A 15642-nucleotide genomic window follows, 5' to 3' on the forward strand; every position below is an offset into this window, starting at 1 on the left:
AAAAAAACAGTGCGTTTTTCTAACGTTTATATTGACATGTTCTGAAAACGCACTTATTATATAAAATATAAGGTGCGAAAAACGAACAGGAAGTGGTGAATAAATTGCCTATTAGAACTAGACTTGTTAATGCTAGAAAACAAGCTGGATTAACACAAGAACAACTTGCTTTAGAAGCTAAAATATCCAGGGCTTACCTGTCAAATATTGAAAAAGGTAAACACACCCCCTCACTTGAAGTTGCTAAAAAAATATCCGATGCATTAAAGAAAAGTATTGAAGATATTTTTTTTGAAATCGATGTGCGAAAAACACACATAAAATAGGAGGTAGAACAGTGGATATAACTTTTTCAGAATTAGAGTCCAAACTCCTTGGGGAAAGACTAAATCTTCTTTTTCAAAAAGCATATGAACAAGGAGTAGAAGATGCAAAAAGAAAGTTCAATTTTCCTGAAGTCCTAACAAAAGATCACTTAGTCCAGATGTTCCAAATTGAAAAACCTACTGTAAATAAGTTAGTTGCGAGACCTAACTTTCCTAAATTAAAAAACATCCAAGCCCGATATCCAAGGGATCAAGTGCTAGCTTGGATAAATGAAAATTCAACCTGGGTTAGCAATAACACAAATTATTATACTCAGCAGGCGATTTAATAATTTTATTTTACTAATAAACTTTGTCACTTTAATAGCTTACTATTGGTACAAAAAATAAGGGGTGAGAGTAATGGCAATTGGAGAAGCGATGGCCGCGGCTAGGAAAAGGCAGGGGATAACTCAGCTGGATCTTAGCCAAGAGGTCAGTTATTCACGCGAATCAATTGCAAAATATGAGACCGGAACAAGAAAACTACCAAGAGATATGTATCCCACTGTCACACAGCAAATTGACGATCCGGAATTTTATTTTGAAACATGGGGAGAAACAACGGGGTTAGTTAGTATCCCTTATTTTAACGGAGATCACATTGATCAGCATCCGGCCAGTATGGTCTACCTGGTTACAAAGGAAACAGCTGAAGCCATGGACCATCTTGACCATTTAAATTGGGGTAAGCCAGCAAGTGCTTATACCCATGAGGAAATGACACAACTTGAAAAAGCACTGTTAGAAAATCTAGATGCTGCTGCATCCATGATAAATATGGTGGCATCCCTAAGCAAAACACATGGATTTTCCATGAAGTCCTTATTTCAAAAATGGCAGGTCAGTCTAAAGGCCAGAAAATACAAACTTTAGGAGGATTAACTTGGAAGAAGCATTTATTTACTACTTATGCACTGCATTTGTTCTAATTATGGGCATTATTATTGGCGATTTCACATCAGAAGGGAAGAAATAATTTATGAAGCAATTACTACATATTCCAGGCACACAAAAAGATATGATTTTAACTTCAATGGAAGTTCACCGTCAAGGGTTAAACGGCATGGGGAAAAGGCTGTTTGATATCGCTTACAGCAAAATTTTAAAGATGGATCATAGTGTTGAGCTGGACGGAATGGAAATGATGTATGTTTCGCAGGCTTTGAATTCTTTCGGAAAAAGGCTAGCTGGTATTCGACTATTTGATGAAGCTGGCAACTATCGTTCTATGGCTATGGAGATGGAGCGAATTCGAATTAACTTTCAGCGTACAAATGGACCGAGCGTAAAAAAAGAAAAGACAGCAAGTGCTGGAACACTTACTGCCTAGGGAAAAACCAATTCAGTTAAATATAGAATAGCATTCTTTAAGAATTGCGGCAAGAGTATTGGGCTTGCCGTCACAACCGGGAGAACTCTCCCTCCCTTCATCCTTTTTAATGAGCAGCGTATCTACCAAATATGCCATGCTCCCGGTTGTGACGGTGCGCACCAATAATTTTGAAAGGAGGATAGTTAGAATGTCACGCGAGGAAAAGCGTAAAATCCGTCTGGAATTAAATGATTTATTGGATCGTCATTGCAGTGGTTGTGAATTTAAAAACGGATATGAGAATCATAGGCAGTGTTTAAATGATTGCCCAATAGGTGAGCAGTTAAGGAACTTGACTGCAACATTAGTTGGAGATATCCATCCAAATGAAGAGGTTTCTGTCAAAAAGGGAAAATGGGAACAGGATGAGGTTAACTACTTAATAAACCATTTACCATATTTCAACGTTAATCATCTTGCTATGAGATTGAATAGAGATCCTAAGCATGTTTCAGGAAAAATTCATCGAATAAAAGCGAAGAGAAAACGTGTTAGTTAATAATTATGCGGCAGGTGGACAAGTTATGTTATTTTCAGTTGATTTTACAGTTGAATGCGATGGTGGCTTCTCTACAGTTCATACCGCTTTAATCCACGCTATGAGTGTATCTGAATGTAAAAGCGTGGCAGAAGATATCTTGGAAGAACGGCCAGAGCTTACTGATCAAAAAATTCATATTTTCATTGAGCACTAGATAATGAGTGTACTAAAAAACGAATCTAAGGTCTTGCTGCCTTTATGGCTGTTGGAAAAAGAGAACCATGTTTCTGAAGATATTTTTTTTGAGGAAGCACGGAAATATTTAACTCGCTATCCAGGCTATAAATTGCTTTTTGTTAAAAATGGTTTTGCTGAATGTATGAGGATGGAAGAAGGTGAATGTTCATGAGCAAACTCTTGTTAGATGAAAGTCCAATATTAGTTTTGCCTTCTTTAGCAACAAAGATTGGGCTGAACGAATCAATCTTTTTGCAACAGCTGCATTACTGGCTAAAGGACAGCAACAATATCCGGGACAATCATAAATGGGTCTATAACACTTATGAGGACTGGAGTGAGCAATTTCCCTTTTGGTCGGTAAGTACGATTAGAAGAATTATTACAAAACTTGAAAATCTGAATCTGTTGATTATCGGAAAGTATAACAAATTAAAAATCGATAAAACAAAGTGGTATCGAATTAATTATGAAATGCTTCAGGGTATGAGCAGTCCATCTGTTCAAAATGAGCAGTCGGAGTGTTCAGATTGGACAGACGAACTGTCCAACTTGAACAGACCATTACCAGAGATTACTACAGAGAATACTACAAAGAAAAAAGAAGAAGATGAAGGTGCATCTGCTACCGGTGAAAATCCATTTCGTTTCTTTGAGGAAAATGGATTCGGAACAATCGGAGGATACATATCCCAGAAAATTTCAACATGGTGCGATGATCTGTCAGATGAACTTGTATTAGAGGCTATGAAAATAGCTGTTGAACGTGGAGCGAAAAGCTGGAGTTATGTTGAGAAGATTTTAATCAGCTGGTCTGAGAAAAATATAAAAACTGTATCTCAAGCACATGCGCTCATCCTTGAATACAAGGAAAAGAAAGCCAAGCAAGCTAATCAGCCAAGAAAAGGTACCGGAAGACCAATTAGGCAAGAGAAGCTACCGGATTGGTTTTATGAAGATCAGCAGACTAACCCGCCAAATAAGACAATTACACCTGCCGAACTTGCTGCTGACAAAGCTGAACTGGATGAAATGCTAAGGCAAATGGCAGGGCAAGAAGTGTCGAACAAGCAGGAAGATCTGACCCGTAAAAGGGTTGAGTTGAAGGAAAAATTAAAGAAATTAAAGGAGGAGCCGTGATGGAGTTAAAGAAGGCTGTTGATCGTCGAAAGAGTCATCTTATTAGCAGATTAATTAAAGCGGGATTCATCAAAACCCATGATGGCCGGCAGTTATATGAACTTCCGTTGGCAGAACTGGAAAGGTTGCATATTGATTATAAATGCCAAGCAGCACCACAATTTGAGATTAAACAGGTGAACTAAATGAGTAATATTAGTCAGTGTTCCTGCTGTGGGAGAGTTTTTCTCGTTGTTTCAGATGAGGTTTTATACTGCTCTTTAGAATGCAAGGGACTACACAGCCTCTTTCAGGAAGAGGAGAACACGTCAGACATAAAAAAAAGCCAGGAAATCAGCCCGGCAAAGATTCGTTAATAACACCTTAATTATAGCACACAAAGGGGTGTTAGATGTGAAAAGAGTTAATGAACTTCATGTCAATATTGATAATATGTCCATTGAGCAAAAATTAGAATCCGGGAAGATAAAAATTATTGTATTGGATGGACAAAAAGGTGTCGTAAGCTCTTTTGAAGCTGTACATCATGGTGAAACTATTGTGGAAACTGTAAATGGCGAAGCAAGGCGAATCCATTTTAGAGAATCTGAGAAACTTTTTTAATATTTTATAACTCTACTATATCTCAATAACAGTACCAATTTTAGATATCCAGAGGTACAAAAGTGTTCTGGGAGAAGGTATTCTTCCAGAACATAAAAATAAAAATGATCGGGTGAAAACTTAATGATAAATACACTTTGCAAGAATGCTTATGAAACCGCAAAATCCAAGGGTTGGCATGATGAATCAAGGGAAACAGGAACATTATTGGCTCTCATCCATAGCGAAGTCAGTGAAGCTTTAGAAGCAGATCGCAGGGGTGACCATGAAAACTTTGCTGAAGAATTAGCTGATATTCTTATCCGGGTTTTTGATCTTTGTGGTGCTAAGGATATAGATTTGGAAAAGGCAGTCATTTCAAAAATGGAACGGAACAAAGGAAGGTCTTATAAGCACGGAGGCAAGGCTTACTAAGGGGGCATCGATTTGCGTTTAGAGGTATTTCTAAAAGATGGTCCATTAACCAAGTTAACCAAAAGCCAACAAGAAAGATTTATATCTTTGCTAAAAAAGGCACGCAGCCCTGATGAAGAGCACGGCATTGTTCAATCTCTGCTAATACTGGGATATGCAGTAATAGAAAAGTAATACAAAATTTGTATTAAGTTTCCTTAGGAGGTCGGCAGCATGCAAAATCACATCATTTTCTTTTCTGGTGGCAAAAGTAGTTTCTCTGCTGCCGATTATGTCAAAACTCATTTCCCAGATGACAACATAGTTTTATATTTTACGGACACTCTTTGGGAAGATGAAGACCTTTACAGGTTCATCTATGAAGCTAGCGATAAATTAGAATTGCCCATGCTGATCCATAGCAGAGGGATTACGCCGGCACAGTTGATGGTCCAGCAAAAGTTTATGGCTAACAATCGGGTTGGCACCTGCAGCAAGGAACTTAAAATGAAAGTTTCGTCCAAGTATCTAAAGAAAGGCATCGTTCCCGATGTTGAAAAATGGCATAACAAGCACTTCTTAAAGGCGGAGGATTTTATAACAGGTGCGACCCTTTACTTTGGAATTGGATTTGAGGAAATGCATCGAGAAGGGCCGATACGAGCAAATTGGAAGCCATTTGAAGTTGAAATGCCACTGATTGAAAACATCATCGATAACGATGCGATTCTTGCTAAATACGGCATCCGGCAGCCGAGAATGTATGATATGCAATTCTCTCATAACAACTGCAAGGGTAGGTGCGTTAAAGCTGGGCAGGGTCATTTCAAAAACCTTCTCATGAAGGATGAAAAGACATTCATTGAATTAATGGAGCAAGAGATCATCATTAGTGAATACATTCGTTACTGCAAGCAGCCTGCAATTAAATCCGGTAAGCTTCCAGATCACATGTATAAGGATGTATGGGAGTTTGTAAGCTCTGGCAGGAAGTCCGAGAAGATAATAAATATCCTTAGCAATACAGATTATTTGAAATCGAAGAGGCGCCTGCTGGGGGAGGATAATAAGGGACAACCAATCAACAAGGCATATACCTTCATGAAAACATTGTCACTGGAAGAGTTGGAGAAACAGCCAATCCAATGTGACATTTGGGATATTGGCGGCTGCGGATGTTTTGTGGAGTACGAAGCCAATGAGTAATATCAAACAATTAGATTTATTCTCCTTCGCCCTGGAAGATCAAATAATAGATTTAAAACAGGGCGAGGAGATGGAGTTTATCCGAGGAAAAGAACGGCTGCTGATTCAGAAACATAACAAGCACAAAGGCGTTTGTCATTATCAGGGGCCAGACTTCTCTGGTTATGCCCTTCACATTGATAAAAAAGGTATATCGGGTGGATTAGATATCTTTGTAGCAAGTATTGAACGGTGGCTGGATGGCCGGGGTTGGAGGGAAACAAAAGAGTAAATAAGTTTACCGGGTAGGAGGGGGCCAATATGAGGGACTATCTAAATGCAAATGAGCGTAATCAGTTTATGGTTCTTCAATCCATTGTCCAGATGATAGATGGGCTGAGGAATTCAGGAGTAAATGGGCCGAAATTAACAAGTATGCTGGAAGATTGGTCAGCAAGGGGAAACATGTCTAAGGATGAGCACCGAAGTTTAAAAACGGCTGAAACTTATCTGAGAAAGTATCTGTCATCCGTTTATGAGCGTTTGGGTCCTAAGGAACAGGATGTTATTAAGAAAAAAATATCAAACTATGATTTTAAACTAGTGGACGACTACACATTAAAACAAGTTCAAAGAGATATTGCTGATCGTTTTGTCAATGCAGCTGTGCCAAGAGACCAATTTAATAATTGGTGTGAACAAATTATGCAAGTTAAATGTAATGGCTGCACTGCAGATTGGAATACTTGTGAGCTTCATCAGGTGTTTGAAGATAACTTTATCCCGGAAAGCGGGTTTGATTGCAACAACTGTAAATATGCATACAGCTTGGAAAAATGATTTGTGGCAACTCAGACACATATAGTTCACCAAATTAAAGGAGGAACTGAGAATGGATAAAAGGTATGAGCAAGTGGAGTTCTTACCAGGAAGCACTGTAGAACATGTTGTTAATGAATTATTGAGTTATCGAGAAAAAGGGAAGTTGGCTGTTGCTAAATTTAATGATGTTACCTTGTACTCCGACACCGTAACATTGGATTCAGCATACCGAGAGATAACTGGTAAAACCAAAAAGGAATTTGAAGAGTATCTTAGGTGATCTTTGTCGTATTCCGATAAATAACAGGCACAAAATGCGAAGTAAGAAGAGGGGATATAGTTGGAGTTCTTCATCAGAAATGAGTCTTTCAGGGAGTTCATATTTAAATACCCTATTACATCGTTGATTACAGCAATAAACATAGTAATGTACATCATCGGAGTGTTTTTTGTCATGAAGAACGATGGATTAATAGCGATAGGAAGTTTCTTAGGAAACCTAGTGAATCAAGGGGAATGGTTTAGATTCATCACGGCAACTTTTTTGCATAATGGTATTTCACATTTATTGTTTAACGTCGTCGCGATACTGCTTTTAGCTCCTTTTTTAGAAAGACTTTTAGGGAAAACCAAATTTAGTTTTTACTATGTGTTATTTGGAATAGGAAGTTATATAGCAGTTTATTTTTTTGATTTTTCTACATCAACAGTCGGTGCAAGCGGATCAATCTTTGGATTTTTAGGATTTTATTTAGCAACTGGATTGAGAAAAGATTCATATCTAGATAAAGATTCAAAGAAGTATATCATCATAGTATTAATCAGTTCTTTATGTTTGCCATTGTTTATGTCTAATATCAGTATTCCTGGACATATAGGAGGACTACTAACCGGTATTGCTTTTGGTATATTCACCACAATAGAAAGCATAAGTGACAAGTTAGTGAAGGAATAGTACAAAGAGAACGGGTTGGTAAGATTAGTTTATTAGGAGGAACCTGAATGGAAAACGGAATTACTGCCCATATTGGCGGGTTAAAGTGTGACAGCCCTACATGTGATTATAAAGATGATTCTATAACGTTAGAGCAATATGAATCTTATATAGATGCACCTTGTCCGGATTGCGGGGCGCCATTACTTACACTGGAAGATTACAACCAGGTACAAAAGATATTATCCCTTGTAGATCTTGTCAATTCGTTGCCTGAACCTACAGAAGATAGTAAGGAGAAAGGTAAAATAAGCTTCGAATTCAATGGCACTGGCAAAGTGAACGTGAAAATAGAAAAATTAGATGAATAGGAGGGGAAACTCATGAAAATGGGTGATGAAAAATGGCTTGAAGCAGTTCGGCAAAATTACAAATTCCCATGCAAAATCGCCTTTGTAATGATTAAAGAAGGGGATGGCACAGTGTCTATTATCAGCACAGAAATCAAAAATAAAGCACAAGTTGACAATGTGAAATATAAGCACATCAGCAAGTCTACCTGGACAAGTGTAGGTTCTGCAGTTCTGTCAGTAGCAGAATATGACAATGCCGAACAGTATTTAAGTGAATCCAAGAAGCAAACCGATATTTGGGGATACGCATTAGTTAAAAGATCTTATGAATAGCAAAGAAACAAAAGATAGAAGGTGAATCGTAGTAGACATATATTGTTCACTAACGAAAGGATGATAAAACAATGAAAAAAGACCTTGAAGAAATGGCAAAAAAACTTGAACGTTATCAAGAATACTTTGATACAAGAGGAGAAGAAATCCTTAAATTGAGGAAAGAAAACGAGCGATTAAGTAATGCTCTTTTAAGATTTGTTGAAGATGAAACAGTCACATGGGAACAAACTGAATCAATAGCAAAAAGAGCCTTAAAATTACCACCGTATCAGTGACACAAAGTGTGCAATAAGGAGTGGTATAGAAATGTTAGTCGGAGATAAGAATTGCAAGGTTTGTAAAGGTTACGGTCTTATAGGCACTTTCAATAGGGGGATAGACGATAACGACCTTGAACCGTGTGAATGTGTTAAAGAGTGGTGTCCTAACTGCGATATTGAATTGGAGGAAAAGGGGACACCAGACGGAAAAATGATAGCTTGCGGTATTTGCTCCTACGGTTGGTATATCGGTTAAAGACACAACGAGCGAAGGGGATTGAAATATGAGGAAAGATACTAAAATCGCTAGAAGGAAGAAACGATTGAAGGCTTTAGCAAAAATGAAATGGTATAGAAATTGGAATTACAGAGAGTTTTACAAAGCTAAAAAAATGTATGAAAGCACATTAAAAAATCGTTACCCATACACAAAAAGTAATTTTTAATTAATGCACAGTTCGACAATTATCCGCATTTTAAATAAACACAAGGTAGGATCAGTTAATTAGGAGGTAAAGAAGATGAGCGTAAGGGAAGCTTATGAAATTGTAATAAAAACCGAGGTAGAAAAAGCGATTGAAGAACAGGGAGCAAAAATTCCTAAGAAAAAAATCGGTGAGCTCGTTACTTATCTTTCAAATAACCCTGATTTCCTTGAGGGGATTTCTCAATGTGTTGAAGAGGACCTTGAGGACTATTGTGAGAATATCGACATTTTTGGAATTTGGGATTAAGTAAACACAAGATAGAAGGTGTTAATAAACATGATCGATAGAAGACAAATAAAGAACTGGCTGTGTGAGGATTGTACATTTGTATTCCAGACTTTTGGAAAAAAGCAAAATGGCAGACCAAGGAAGTATTTCTGCCCCAGTTGCGGTGAGAATGTATCGGTGTTCAAATATGAAGCTGATAGATTTAATCAAGGTCCGAAACGGATTAAACAGCCCTGGAGAGATGAAGAAATACAGGTCATCGAACAGGTAATGAATGGTGAGCTCTTAAAGTATCAAGCTGCTATTAAATTAGGCCGGTCGATTAAGTCAGTGCGCAGGAAAATTGAACGAATGAATAAAGAGAGGGTTAAGGCGGAATAGATAGAATTTTAACGAAATAGCTTATCGCAGAAGGAGGAGCAAAAATGAATGCTGGAGAACAATTAATGTCCGATGTAGCTGCATACATTTCCGAGTTGGTGCCGGTGAATATTGAGAAGGTAAAAAACAACTTATCTAAGATCCTAACCAGGTATCATGTTAAGAAGGTGGAAAAAACAGAAATTCATCCGGATTTAACCGATAAGATTCAGCTATTCCTTTCTGCGAAAAAGCTTGAGGGTCTGAGCAAGGTCACACTGGATAGTTACCTGTTAGAACTAAATACATTCTCCAAAAAGGTGAAGAAACGTGTGGAGGATATTACAACTGCAGAAATACGTGTTTTCCTCGGATCCTTTGACCATCTGAAACTAAGCTCTGTATCCAGGAAACTATCAGTCTTAAAAAGCTTCTTTGGCTGGTTAACGGCAGAAGAATTTCTACAGCGGGATCCAACAACCAAGATTAAGCCACCTAAGAAAGAGAAAAGGCTCCCGAAAGCTTTAACTATTGAAGAATTGGAATTGCTCCGGGAGTCATGTAAAACAAATCGCCAGAGAGCATTCCTTGAAATCTTATATGCAACCGGCTGCAGGTTATCGGAAGTGCATGCACTTAATAAATCAGATATTAATTATCGCACGGCCAGTTGCCGGGTGATCGGAAAAGGAAACAAAGAACGGGAAGTGTACTTCAGCCCGAAAGCTATGTATCACCTTAGGAAATATCTGATGGGCCGAACTGATGAGGAGGATGCTTTGATGGTTACCGAAAGGAAGCCTTATCGTAGGTTATCAAAAAGAGGGATTCAGCGGGAAATCGGCATCATCGCAAAGCAAGCAGGGCTGGAAAAGAAAATAAGCCCTCATACTTTACGGCATACGTTTGCTACACTCACATTGAATAACGGTGCCGATATTGCGGCCGTACAAGCGTTGTTAGGGCATGAAGATCCAGCCACGACACAGATATATGCTCAACTAACCGAAGAGAAAAAGAGGGAAACACACAAAAAATATCTAGTGATGTGATTAATAGGAAGGGGAAAAACAAAATGATGAATCGCGTAGTTCTTGTAGGAAGGTTAACGAAAGATCCCGATTTAAAATACACACCAAATGGTGTTCCTGTCGCCTCGTTCACTTTAGCAGTGAACAGAAACTTTACTAATCAGCAGGGCGACCGAGAAGCAGACTTCATTCAATGCCAAATCTGGAGAAAGCCGGCCGAAAATGTTGCCAATTTTCTTAAAAAAGGCTCGCTCGCAGGAGTAGATGGTCGTATCCGAACACGCCATTATGAGGGTCAGGATGGGAAGCGAGTTTATGTTACTGAGATTGTTGCAGAATCTGTTCAGTTTTTAGAACCGAAAAAGGATGGTAACAGCCCAAGAAACGAGGAAAGCGGAACGCGAAATGAGAATCCTTTTCCAGATAATGATTATTCAGGCATTAGTGATGATGATCTGCCGTTTTGAGTGCAACTAAATTGAAAATTGTAGTATAATGTAACTATATCCAAATATGTCCAAGACCGAAAGCGTGAGGGCACTGATTATGTTGCATTTATTTGCACATAATTGGTGCCCTTTTCTTTTATTCAAGGAGGGGAAATCGCGGAGTTTCAATTTGACAATAAAATACTAAGGTCCATTGTAAATAAAGAAGCTGTCTGGTTTGTAGCTAAAGATGTTTGCGATATTCTGGAACATAGCCAAGTCAGTAAGGCGGTAGAGAGATTAGATGATGATGAAAAGCTGCTGGGAACAATATTCCTATCAGGTCAAAATCGGGAAACGTGGCTAATTAATGAATCAGGTCTTTACTCATTAATATTAACAAGCCGAAAAGCTGAAGCTAGAAAGTTTAAAAAATGGATTACTCACGATGTTCTCCCTGCTATTCGCAAAACCGGCGGTTATGTTTCTAACGAGGACCTATTCCTTCATACCTATCTTCCACATGCTGATGATCAGACAAAGTTAATGTTCAGAGCAACTTTAGAGACGGTGCGTAAACAAAATGAACAAATTTCCCTTATGCAACCTAAAGCTGATTATTTTGATGCGCTTGTAGATCGTAATTTATTGACCAATTTTAGAGATACGGCCAAGGAACTGGAAGTTGGCGAAAGACAATTTGTGAAATGGCTATTAGAAAATAAGTATTTGTATCGTGATAAAAAGAGTAAATTAAAACCATATTCAAGATTCGTACCAGAGATATTTAAGTTAAAGGAATATGAGCGTAATGGTCGCGCAGATGTTCAAACTCTGATAACGCCAAAAGGAAAAGAAACGTTCCGTATATTAATGAAGAAACTCGTCTCATAAGTCCAAGACCGAAAGCGTGAGGACACTGATGAGCAGCAGATTTGCTGTTTCGTCGGTGTCCTTTTTTATTTTATATAATGGGGGTTGAATTAAATGAAAGAATATAAGGGATTTCAGTTAGCTGCCATTGATCGTAATGAAACAAAAAAGAGAGTGGAGGAAGCGTTAGAAAAATACCGCATCCTACTCTTATCGCAGGACGTCGAACGATTGCCAAAGGTGACTCAAAATTTCTCCTTAGAAATGCCGGCAAGAACAAATCAATTCCATTCTTCTACCGAAGAGAGTGCAATAAGAAATGCTGATTACCAGAGAGAGAAGAGCGAATATATTAAAAAAATTTCATTGGCTGTGAATCGTCTTTCATATAAAGAAAGAGCCATTTTAATTCGTCGATATATGACAGAAGATGATATGTATGATTACCAGGTCTATAATGATCTCCATATGAGTGAGAGGACATATCATAGACACAAGTCTAAAGCTTTCTATAGGTTGGCTTTTGCATTAAATCTCGAAGTTTATGAAGAGCAGGCGGTGAGCGGCGCATGAATTTCGTTCAGCCTATAAGGGATACAGATAAGATTGAGGCAATGAAGAGGTACCTATTAGGAAAGAACAAAAGAAATTACATGTTATTTGTAATTGGAATTAATACCGGTTTAAGGATATCTGATATTTTACAGTTGAAAAAAGAAGACTTATTCAAAACTCATCTTAAGCTAAGAGAGAAGAAAACGAAAAAAGAAAAACGGATAAGAATTCCTCCTTCTATTAGGAAAGAGCTCATCGAATATGCAAAGGATTTGAAAGATGGCGAATATGCATTTAGGAGCAGGCAAGGCGGCAACAGTCCTATTGACAGATCAACGGCATATAGAATTTTACGTGAGGCTGCAGATTACATTTCTCTTGAGGAGGTAGGCACTCACACTTTAAGGAAAACCTTTGGGTATCATTTTTACCACCTAACGAAAGATGTGGCAATGTTGCAGGAAATCTTTAATCATTCCAGTCCGCATATTACCTTGAAATACATTGGAGTTAACCAGGATGCGATGGATAAGGCAATGATGAAATATAAAATTTAATTTTTTTGGTTATAACTACACCATAATTTTGCTTAGAGTGCACTCGTTTTAAAAGGCTGGACAAACATATATATATCAATAAGTTTCACATTTAGGCGAGTGCATCAGTCTGTGAATTATAGTGTAGTCACTGAAGGAGTGAGCAAATTGTTGATTGAAGATGCAAAAGAGAAAATTAAGCAGCTGGAGAACTACATAGAAACTGTAGAGAATTATAGTCCTGAGACAATGGAACAAGAAGCGGTTTTCCTATATGTGTTATTGGAGAGTGTCACTAAAGTAACTGCTGAATTGAACAAAAGAGGCTATCGGATCGGCAATAGAAAATTAAATACTGTGGATGTCTCTTCTATCATCAAATCAAAGCCAGTTGACAAAATACACGAAATGGCGAAGCGAAGATTCACAAGAAATAAGAAAGCTGTTGCTGGTAAATGGTTTTAATATTAAAATTCGGTTAAACAGTATTCGAAGAAAAGTGGCAGGATTTTGGCAGTATTTTGAACGAATGTTTTGTGATAAGCATGCTATTATGATATTAACGACAAAATTTAAGTCGCCATCCAATCTTGCTGCGGAAACAGCGGGACGATGGCAGATAGTGTTTGCCTGATGTTTTAAAGAGTGCGCAGGTACAGAGCGGATAATCTGTACATAAAGACGTTGCTGATTGGGTCCAGCAGCGTCTTTTTTCTATGCAGATAAGAGGTGAGCTTATGAAGTTTGCTGATCATTTAAATAAAGAACAGATTCGTAAGTTTAACCAACTGAGACATACATCGAGGAATCAAAAAGAGAGAAAGCAAATGCCTGTTGCTAAGAAGAAAGAGAAGCTTAGCAGGAGAGAGTTAGAATGCCTTATGGGAAAGCACATGGACATTTATAAAAGAGTGAATGGGGCTGTAAGGAGGAGATAGCATGACATGTATTGCAGGTCTGGTCTACGAAGGAAAGGTTTATATAGGTGGCGACAGTGCAGGTGTTGGAGGGTATAGCTTAACTGTAAGGGCTGACGAGAAGGTATTCATTAAAGATCAATTCATAATGGGATTTACATCATCTTTTCGAATGGGACAGTTGCTTAGATATAAACTAGAAATTCCATTCCATAAGCCAGGAATAGATGCTTATGAATATATGGTTACTGAGTTTGTGGAAGCTGTTAGGCAATGCTTAAAGGACGGGGGATTTGCCCAGAACCTAAATGGAGAAGAGACAGGCGGTAGGTTTCTCGTAGGGTATAAGGGAGAGTTGTTCTTTATTGATGAGGACTTCCAAGTTGGTAGGCCGTTGCTATGTTATGACGCTGTTGGATGTGGAGAAGATATTGCGAAGGGTAGTTTGTTTTCTACACGTCATAAAGAAGATTTACCAGAAGCAAGGGTACTAGATAGTCTAAAGGCTGCTGAACAGTTTAGTGCTGGGGTTCGTGGACCATTTAAGGTGTTGAGTATATAGGATGGATAATAATCATCTATTCCAATACATTACATCAGGGCAGCTAATGAAGTTCTATAAATCTAAGGAGTGGAAAGCACTAAGAGTTGAAGCATTAGAGCGGGATAATTATGAGTGCCAGATGTGCAAGGAGAATGGTAAGTACCATAAAGCAGAATGTGTCCATCACATCAAAGAAGTAAAGCCGTATCCTCATCTTGCTATGACCTTATCTAATCTCAAATCATTATGCAATCCTTGTCACAATAAGGTTCATGATCGTATAGGCATTCATCTGCAAGAGCAAGGAAAGAAGTTCGTAAACGAAGAACGATGGTAAAGGAGGAGAACAATATGTACGTTGAAAGATTGGTAGATGAGCGAATAAAACAATTAGGTGAAGCAGAGGAAATGTGCAGCAATCACATTAATCAATTGAAGGAAAGAATTGAGAAAGAGAAAAATCGTTTGACAGAAATCAAAAATGAAAAAGAAAAGCTTGAATTCTTTTTGAAAAAATAAAAAAATAATACCCCCCGGTCAAAAATTTTGAAAAAATTTAGGGGCACCGTTCAACGGGGAGGGGAAGTCGGTGAAAATATTTTTGGGAATCTCACATGATAGGGGGTGCACACAAACAGCACCCTTTTTTCAATGTCAAAAAAAAGGAGGCGGTGAGGGTGCGTGAACTATATTGAGCAAGCATATGAAGATTATATAAATGGCATGAAATACAAGGATATTGCTGAGAAATATGATGTTTCAATTAATACCGTGAAATCATGGAAGAGAAGATACGATTGGTCTCGGGAAATAATTTCAGAAAAGCCGAAAAGCATGCAAAATTCCAAGGATGTTGCACACAAAAAAACTTCGCAAAGCTCCAAGCTAAGAAAGTTAATTGAGGCAGATCTAAAACGGCAGCTTGAAGAATCAGGAGCCACTCAAGCCCATTATTTAGATCTTGTTAATGATTATTTATCAATGTGGGATGTAAAGAATAAATTAATTGCTGATATTGAAACTCGCGGAGTAGTGATCAGATGGTCTAATGGTAAACAAGTAAGCGAGAAAAAGAATGATAGTATTACAGAACTTAATAAAACCAACGCTCAGATGTTGAAACTTCTTTCTGAACTCGGTCTGAAAGCGACTGAGATCTCGAAAGGGGATGGTATAGGTGACGACGTGTAATTCGCAT

The 15642-nt window shown here is 38.1% G+C and carries 35 protein-coding genes; all 35 read left to right on the forward strand.

Annotated features, from left to right (window positions below):
* Window positions 1–95: 95 nt before the first annotated feature.
* The 35 genes from PBF_RS21730 (at window position 96) to PBF_RS21880 (ending at window position 15635) form a co-directional block, all read left to right on the forward strand.
* Complete coding sequence (locus PBF_RS21730) at window positions 96–326, forward strand: helix-turn-helix transcriptional regulator (RefSeq protein ID WP_430515293.1); 231 nt, start codon at window positions 96–98, stop codon at window positions 324–326.
* An 11-nt stretch (window positions 327–337) separates the two neighbouring features.
* Entirely contained in the window at window positions 338–655 is a 318-nt protein-coding gene (locus tag PBF_RS21735; RefSeq protein WP_235192313.1) for a hypothetical protein, read from the forward strand.
* A gap of 73 nt (window positions 656–728) precedes the next feature.
* Entirely contained in the window at window positions 729–1241 is a 513-nt protein-coding gene (locus tag PBF_RS21740) for a helix-turn-helix domain-containing protein (protein WP_035332745.1), read from the forward strand.
* Between the two features lie 106 nt (window positions 1242–1347).
* Window positions 1348–1698, forward strand: a complete 351-nt coding sequence (locus tag PBF_RS21745; RefSeq protein WP_035332746.1) for a hypothetical protein — start codon at window positions 1348–1350, stop codon at window positions 1696–1698.
* A gap of 190 nt (window positions 1699–1888) precedes the next feature.
* A complete protein-coding gene (locus PBF_RS21750) occupies window positions 1889–2239 on the forward strand; it encodes a zinc-finger domain-containing protein (protein WP_035332747.1) in 351 nt (116 codons plus the stop codon).
* 25 nt (window positions 2240–2264) lie between these two features.
* Entirely contained in the window at window positions 2265–2435 is a 171-nt protein-coding gene (locus PBF_RS26590; protein WP_200870081.1) for a hypothetical protein, read from the forward strand.
* 3 nt (window positions 2436–2438) lie between these two features.
* A complete protein-coding gene (locus tag PBF_RS21755; RefSeq protein ID WP_035332748.1) occupies window positions 2439–2630 on the forward strand; it encodes a hypothetical protein in 192 nt (63 codons plus the stop codon).
* Complete coding sequence (locus PBF_RS21760) at window positions 2627–3598, forward strand: DnaD domain-containing protein (protein ID WP_035332749.1); 972 nt, start codon at window positions 2627–2629, stop codon at window positions 3596–3598. The genes PBF_RS21755 and PBF_RS21760 overlap by 4 nt, the downstream gene beginning before the upstream one ends.
* Complete coding sequence (locus tag PBF_RS21765) at window positions 3598–3783, forward strand: Fur-regulated basic protein FbpA (protein ID WP_035332750.1); 186 nt, start codon at window positions 3598–3600, stop codon at window positions 3781–3783. Before PBF_RS21760 ends, PBF_RS21765 begins: the two co-directional genes overlap by 1 nt.
* Before the next feature lie 208 nt (window positions 3784–3991).
* Window positions 3992–4201 carry an XtrA/YqaO family protein gene (locus PBF_RS21770; RefSeq protein WP_035332751.1) on the forward strand — a complete coding sequence of 70 codons (210 nt, stop codon included), beginning with the start codon at window positions 3992–3994 and terminating at the stop codon, window positions 4199–4201.
* 123 nt (window positions 4202–4324) lie between these two features.
* Window positions 4325–4615 carry a MazG nucleotide pyrophosphohydrolase domain-containing protein gene (locus tag PBF_RS21775; protein WP_035332752.1) on the forward strand — a complete coding sequence of 97 codons (291 nt, stop codon included), beginning with the start codon at window positions 4325–4327 and terminating at the stop codon, window positions 4613–4615.
* Between the two features lie 12 nt (window positions 4616–4627).
* Window positions 4628–4789, forward strand: coding sequence for a hypothetical protein (locus PBF_RS26230; RefSeq protein WP_160169275.1), 162 nt, complete (start codon window positions 4628–4630; stop codon window positions 4787–4789).
* Between the two features lie 39 nt (window positions 4790–4828).
* Window positions 4829–5800 carry a phosphoadenosine phosphosulfate reductase family protein gene (locus PBF_RS21780; protein WP_035332753.1) on the forward strand — a complete coding sequence of 324 codons (972 nt, stop codon included), beginning with the start codon at window positions 4829–4831 and terminating at the stop codon, window positions 5798–5800.
* Window positions 5793–6071, forward strand: a complete 279-nt coding sequence (locus PBF_RS21785) for a hypothetical protein (RefSeq protein ID WP_235192314.1) — start codon at window positions 5793–5795, stop codon at window positions 6069–6071. Before PBF_RS21780 ends, PBF_RS21785 begins: the two co-directional genes overlap by 8 nt.
* Before the next feature lie 29 nt (window positions 6072–6100).
* Window positions 6101–6619 carry a DUF5651 domain-containing protein gene (locus PBF_RS21790; protein ID WP_035332754.1) on the forward strand — a complete coding sequence of 173 codons (519 nt, stop codon included), beginning with the start codon at window positions 6101–6103 and terminating at the stop codon, window positions 6617–6619.
* 52 nt (window positions 6620–6671) lie between these two features.
* Window positions 6672–6881 carry a hypothetical protein gene (locus PBF_RS21795; RefSeq protein ID WP_035332756.1) on the forward strand — a complete coding sequence of 70 codons (210 nt, stop codon included), beginning with the start codon at window positions 6672–6674 and terminating at the stop codon, window positions 6879–6881.
* A gap of 174 nt (window positions 6882–7055) precedes the next feature.
* Window positions 7056–7556 (forward strand): rhomboid family intramembrane serine protease, encoded by a 501-nt coding sequence (locus PBF_RS21800; RefSeq protein WP_160169276.1) that lies wholly within the window; start codon window positions 7056–7058, stop codon window positions 7554–7556.
* 47 nt (window positions 7557–7603) lie between these two features.
* Window positions 7604–7906: a hypothetical protein gene (locus PBF_RS21805; protein WP_035332757.1), complete on the forward strand. Its 303-nt coding sequence runs from the start codon at window positions 7604–7606 to the stop codon at window positions 7904–7906.
* 12 nt (window positions 7907–7918) lie between these two features.
* Window positions 7919–8221: a hypothetical protein gene (locus PBF_RS21810; protein ID WP_035332758.1), complete on the forward strand. Its 303-nt coding sequence runs from the start codon at window positions 7919–7921 to the stop codon at window positions 8219–8221.
* Window positions 8222–8292: 71 nt separating this feature from the next.
* Window positions 8293–8499 carry a hypothetical protein gene (locus tag PBF_RS21815; RefSeq protein WP_035332759.1) on the forward strand — a complete coding sequence of 69 codons (207 nt, stop codon included), beginning with the start codon at window positions 8293–8295 and terminating at the stop codon, window positions 8497–8499.
* A 31-nt stretch (window positions 8500–8530) separates the two neighbouring features.
* A complete protein-coding gene (locus tag PBF_RS26235; RefSeq protein ID WP_035332760.1) occupies window positions 8531–8740 on the forward strand; it encodes a hypothetical protein in 210 nt (69 codons plus the stop codon).
* A gap of 28 nt (window positions 8741–8768) precedes the next feature.
* Complete coding sequence (locus PBF_RS26240) at window positions 8769–8930, forward strand: hypothetical protein (RefSeq protein WP_160169277.1); 162 nt, start codon at window positions 8769–8771, stop codon at window positions 8928–8930.
* Between the two features lie 75 nt (window positions 8931–9005).
* A complete protein-coding gene (locus PBF_RS21825; protein WP_035332761.1) occupies window positions 9006–9218 on the forward strand; it encodes a hypothetical protein in 213 nt (70 codons plus the stop codon).
* Between the two features lie 30 nt (window positions 9219–9248).
* The gene (locus PBF_RS21830) at window positions 9249–9581 is read left to right on the forward strand and encodes a hypothetical protein (RefSeq protein ID WP_035332762.1); all 333 of its coding nucleotides are present in this window, start codon (window positions 9249–9251) and stop codon (window positions 9579–9581) included.
* 44 nt (window positions 9582–9625) lie between these two features.
* A complete protein-coding gene (gene xerA, locus PBF_RS21835; RefSeq protein WP_035332763.1) occupies window positions 9626–10612 on the forward strand; it encodes a site-specific tyrosine recombinase/integron integrase in 987 nt (328 codons plus the stop codon).
* 23 nt (window positions 10613–10635) lie between these two features.
* A complete protein-coding gene (ssb, locus tag PBF_RS21840) occupies window positions 10636–11058 on the forward strand; it encodes a single-stranded DNA-binding protein (RefSeq protein WP_035332764.1) in 423 nt (140 codons plus the stop codon).
* 105 nt (window positions 11059–11163) lie between these two features.
* Window positions 11164–11913, forward strand: a complete 750-nt coding sequence (locus PBF_RS21845) for a BRO family protein (RefSeq protein ID WP_235192315.1) — start codon at window positions 11164–11166, stop codon at window positions 11911–11913.
* 93 nt (window positions 11914–12006) lie between these two features.
* Entirely contained in the window at window positions 12007–12465 is a 459-nt protein-coding gene (locus PBF_RS21850) for an ArpU family phage packaging/lysis transcriptional regulator (RefSeq protein ID WP_035332766.1), read from the forward strand.
* Window positions 12462–13004, forward strand: a complete 543-nt coding sequence (locus PBF_RS21855) for a tyrosine-type recombinase/integrase (protein WP_035332767.1) — start codon at window positions 12462–12464, stop codon at window positions 13002–13004. Before PBF_RS21850 ends, PBF_RS21855 begins: the two co-directional genes overlap by 4 nt.
* Before the next feature lie 147 nt (window positions 13005–13151).
* Window positions 13152–13448, forward strand: a complete 297-nt coding sequence (locus PBF_RS21860) for a hypothetical protein (protein WP_035332768.1) — start codon at window positions 13152–13154, stop codon at window positions 13446–13448.
* Window positions 13449–13720: 272 nt separating this feature from the next.
* A complete protein-coding gene (locus PBF_RS21865) occupies window positions 13721–13921 on the forward strand; it encodes a hypothetical protein (protein WP_035332769.1) in 201 nt (66 codons plus the stop codon).
* 1 nt (window position 13922) lies between these two features.
* On the forward strand, window positions 13923–14462 hold the full coding sequence (locus PBF_RS21870; protein ID WP_035332770.1) for a hypothetical protein: 540 nt from the start codon (window positions 13923–13925) through the stop codon (window positions 14460–14462).
* Between the two features lies 1 nt (window position 14463).
* Window positions 14464–14781 carry an HNH endonuclease gene (locus PBF_RS21875; RefSeq protein ID WP_035332771.1) on the forward strand — a complete coding sequence of 106 codons (318 nt, stop codon included), beginning with the start codon at window positions 14464–14466 and terminating at the stop codon, window positions 14779–14781.
* Window positions 14782–14795: 14 nt separating this feature from the next.
* Window positions 14796–14963, forward strand: a complete 168-nt coding sequence (locus PBF_RS26245) for a hypothetical protein (protein ID WP_160169278.1) — start codon at window positions 14796–14798, stop codon at window positions 14961–14963.
* 204 nt (window positions 14964–15167) lie between these two features.
* A complete protein-coding gene (locus PBF_RS21880) occupies window positions 15168–15635 on the forward strand; it encodes a P27 family phage terminase small subunit (RefSeq protein WP_051488981.1) in 468 nt (155 codons plus the stop codon).
* Window positions 15636–15642: the final 7 nt, after the last annotated feature.

The organism is Cytobacillus firmus DS1 (assembly GCF_000565285.1).
Lineage (GTDB): Bacteria > Bacillota > Bacilli > Bacillales > Cytobacillaceae > Cytobacillus > Cytobacillus firmus_A.

Coding starts and splice junctions, on each gene's coding strand:
- PBF_RS21750 (WP_035332747.1), top strand. CDS start 1,889: ATGTCACGCGAGGAAAAGCGTAAAATCCGTCTGGAATTAAATGATTTA.
- PBF_RS21790 (WP_035332754.1), top strand. CDS start 6,101: ATGAGGGACTATCTAAATGCAAATGAGCGTAATCAGTTTATGGTTCTT.
- PBF_RS21760 (WP_035332749.1), top strand. CDS start 2,627: ATGAGCAAACTCTTGTTAGATGAAAGTCCAATATTAGTTTTGCCTTCT.
- PBF_RS21765 (WP_035332750.1), top strand. CDS start 3,598: ATGGAGTTAAAGAAGGCTGTTGATCGTCGAAAGAGTCATCTTATTAGC.
- PBF_RS21775 (WP_035332752.1), top strand. CDS start 4,325: ATGATAAATACACTTTGCAAGAATGCTTATGAAACCGCAAAATCCAAG.
- xerA (WP_035332763.1), top strand. CDS start 9,626: ATGAATGCTGGAGAACAATTAATGTCCGATGTAGCTGCATACATTTCC.
- PBF_RS21875 (WP_035332771.1), top strand. CDS start 14,464: ATGGATAATAATCATCTATTCCAATACATTACATCAGGGCAGCTAATG.
- PBF_RS21745 (WP_035332746.1), top strand. CDS start 1,348: ATGAAGCAATTACTACATATTCCAGGCACACAAAAAGATATGATTTTA.
- PBF_RS21830 (WP_035332762.1), top strand. CDS start 9,249: ATGATCGATAGAAGACAAATAAAGAACTGGCTGTGTGAGGATTGTACA.
- PBF_RS21740 (WP_035332745.1), top strand. CDS start 729: ATGGCAATTGGAGAAGCGATGGCCGCGGCTAGGAAAAGGCAGGGGATA.
- PBF_RS21805 (WP_035332757.1), top strand. CDS start 7,604: ATGGAAAACGGAATTACTGCCCATATTGGCGGGTTAAAGTGTGACAGC.
- PBF_RS21825 (WP_035332761.1), top strand. CDS start 9,006: ATGAGCGTAAGGGAAGCTTATGAAATTGTAATAAAAACCGAGGTAGAA.
- PBF_RS26590 (WP_200870081.1), top strand. CDS start 2,265: ATGTTATTTTCAGTTGATTTTACAGTTGAATGCGATGGTGGCTTCTCT.
- PBF_RS21880 (WP_051488981.1), top strand. CDS start 15,168: ATGAAATACAAGGATATTGCTGAGAAATATGATGTTTCAATTAATACC.
- PBF_RS26235 (WP_035332760.1), top strand. CDS start 8,531: ATGTTAGTCGGAGATAAGAATTGCAAGGTTTGTAAAGGTTACGGTCTT.
- PBF_RS21865 (WP_035332769.1), top strand. CDS start 13,721: ATGAAGTTTGCTGATCATTTAAATAAAGAACAGATTCGTAAGTTTAAC.
- PBF_RS21800 (WP_160169276.1), top strand. CDS start 7,056: ATGAAGAACGATGGATTAATAGCGATAGGAAGTTTCTTAGGAAACCTA.
- PBF_RS21780 (WP_035332753.1), top strand. CDS start 4,829: ATGCAAAATCACATCATTTTCTTTTCTGGTGGCAAAAGTAGTTTCTCT.
- PBF_RS21870 (WP_035332770.1), top strand. CDS start 13,923: ATGACATGTATTGCAGGTCTGGTCTACGAAGGAAAGGTTTATATAGGT.
- PBF_RS26245 (WP_160169278.1), top strand. CDS start 14,796: ATGTACGTTGAAAGATTGGTAGATGAGCGAATAAAACAATTAGGTGAA.
- PBF_RS21795 (WP_035332756.1), top strand. CDS start 6,672: ATGGATAAAAGGTATGAGCAAGTGGAGTTCTTACCAGGAAGCACTGTA.
- PBF_RS21855 (WP_035332767.1), top strand. CDS start 12,462: ATGAATTTCGTTCAGCCTATAAGGGATACAGATAAGATTGAGGCAATG.
- PBF_RS21755 (WP_035332748.1), top strand. CDS start 2,439: ATGAGTGTACTAAAAAACGAATCTAAGGTCTTGCTGCCTTTATGGCTG.
- PBF_RS21810 (WP_035332758.1), top strand. CDS start 7,919: ATGAAAATGGGTGATGAAAAATGGCTTGAAGCAGTTCGGCAAAATTAC.
- PBF_RS21850 (WP_035332766.1), top strand. CDS start 12,007: ATGAAAGAATATAAGGGATTTCAGTTAGCTGCCATTGATCGTAATGAA.
- PBF_RS21785 (WP_235192314.1), top strand. CDS start 5,793: ATGAGTAATATCAAACAATTAGATTTATTCTCCTTCGCCCTGGAAGAT.
- ssb (WP_035332764.1), top strand. CDS start 10,636: ATGATGAATCGCGTAGTTCTTGTAGGAAGGTTAACGAAAGATCCCGAT.
- PBF_RS26240 (WP_160169277.1), top strand. CDS start 8,769: ATGAGGAAAGATACTAAAATCGCTAGAAGGAAGAAACGATTGAAGGCT.
- PBF_RS21815 (WP_035332759.1), top strand. CDS start 8,293: ATGAAAAAAGACCTTGAAGAAATGGCAAAAAAACTTGAACGTTATCAA.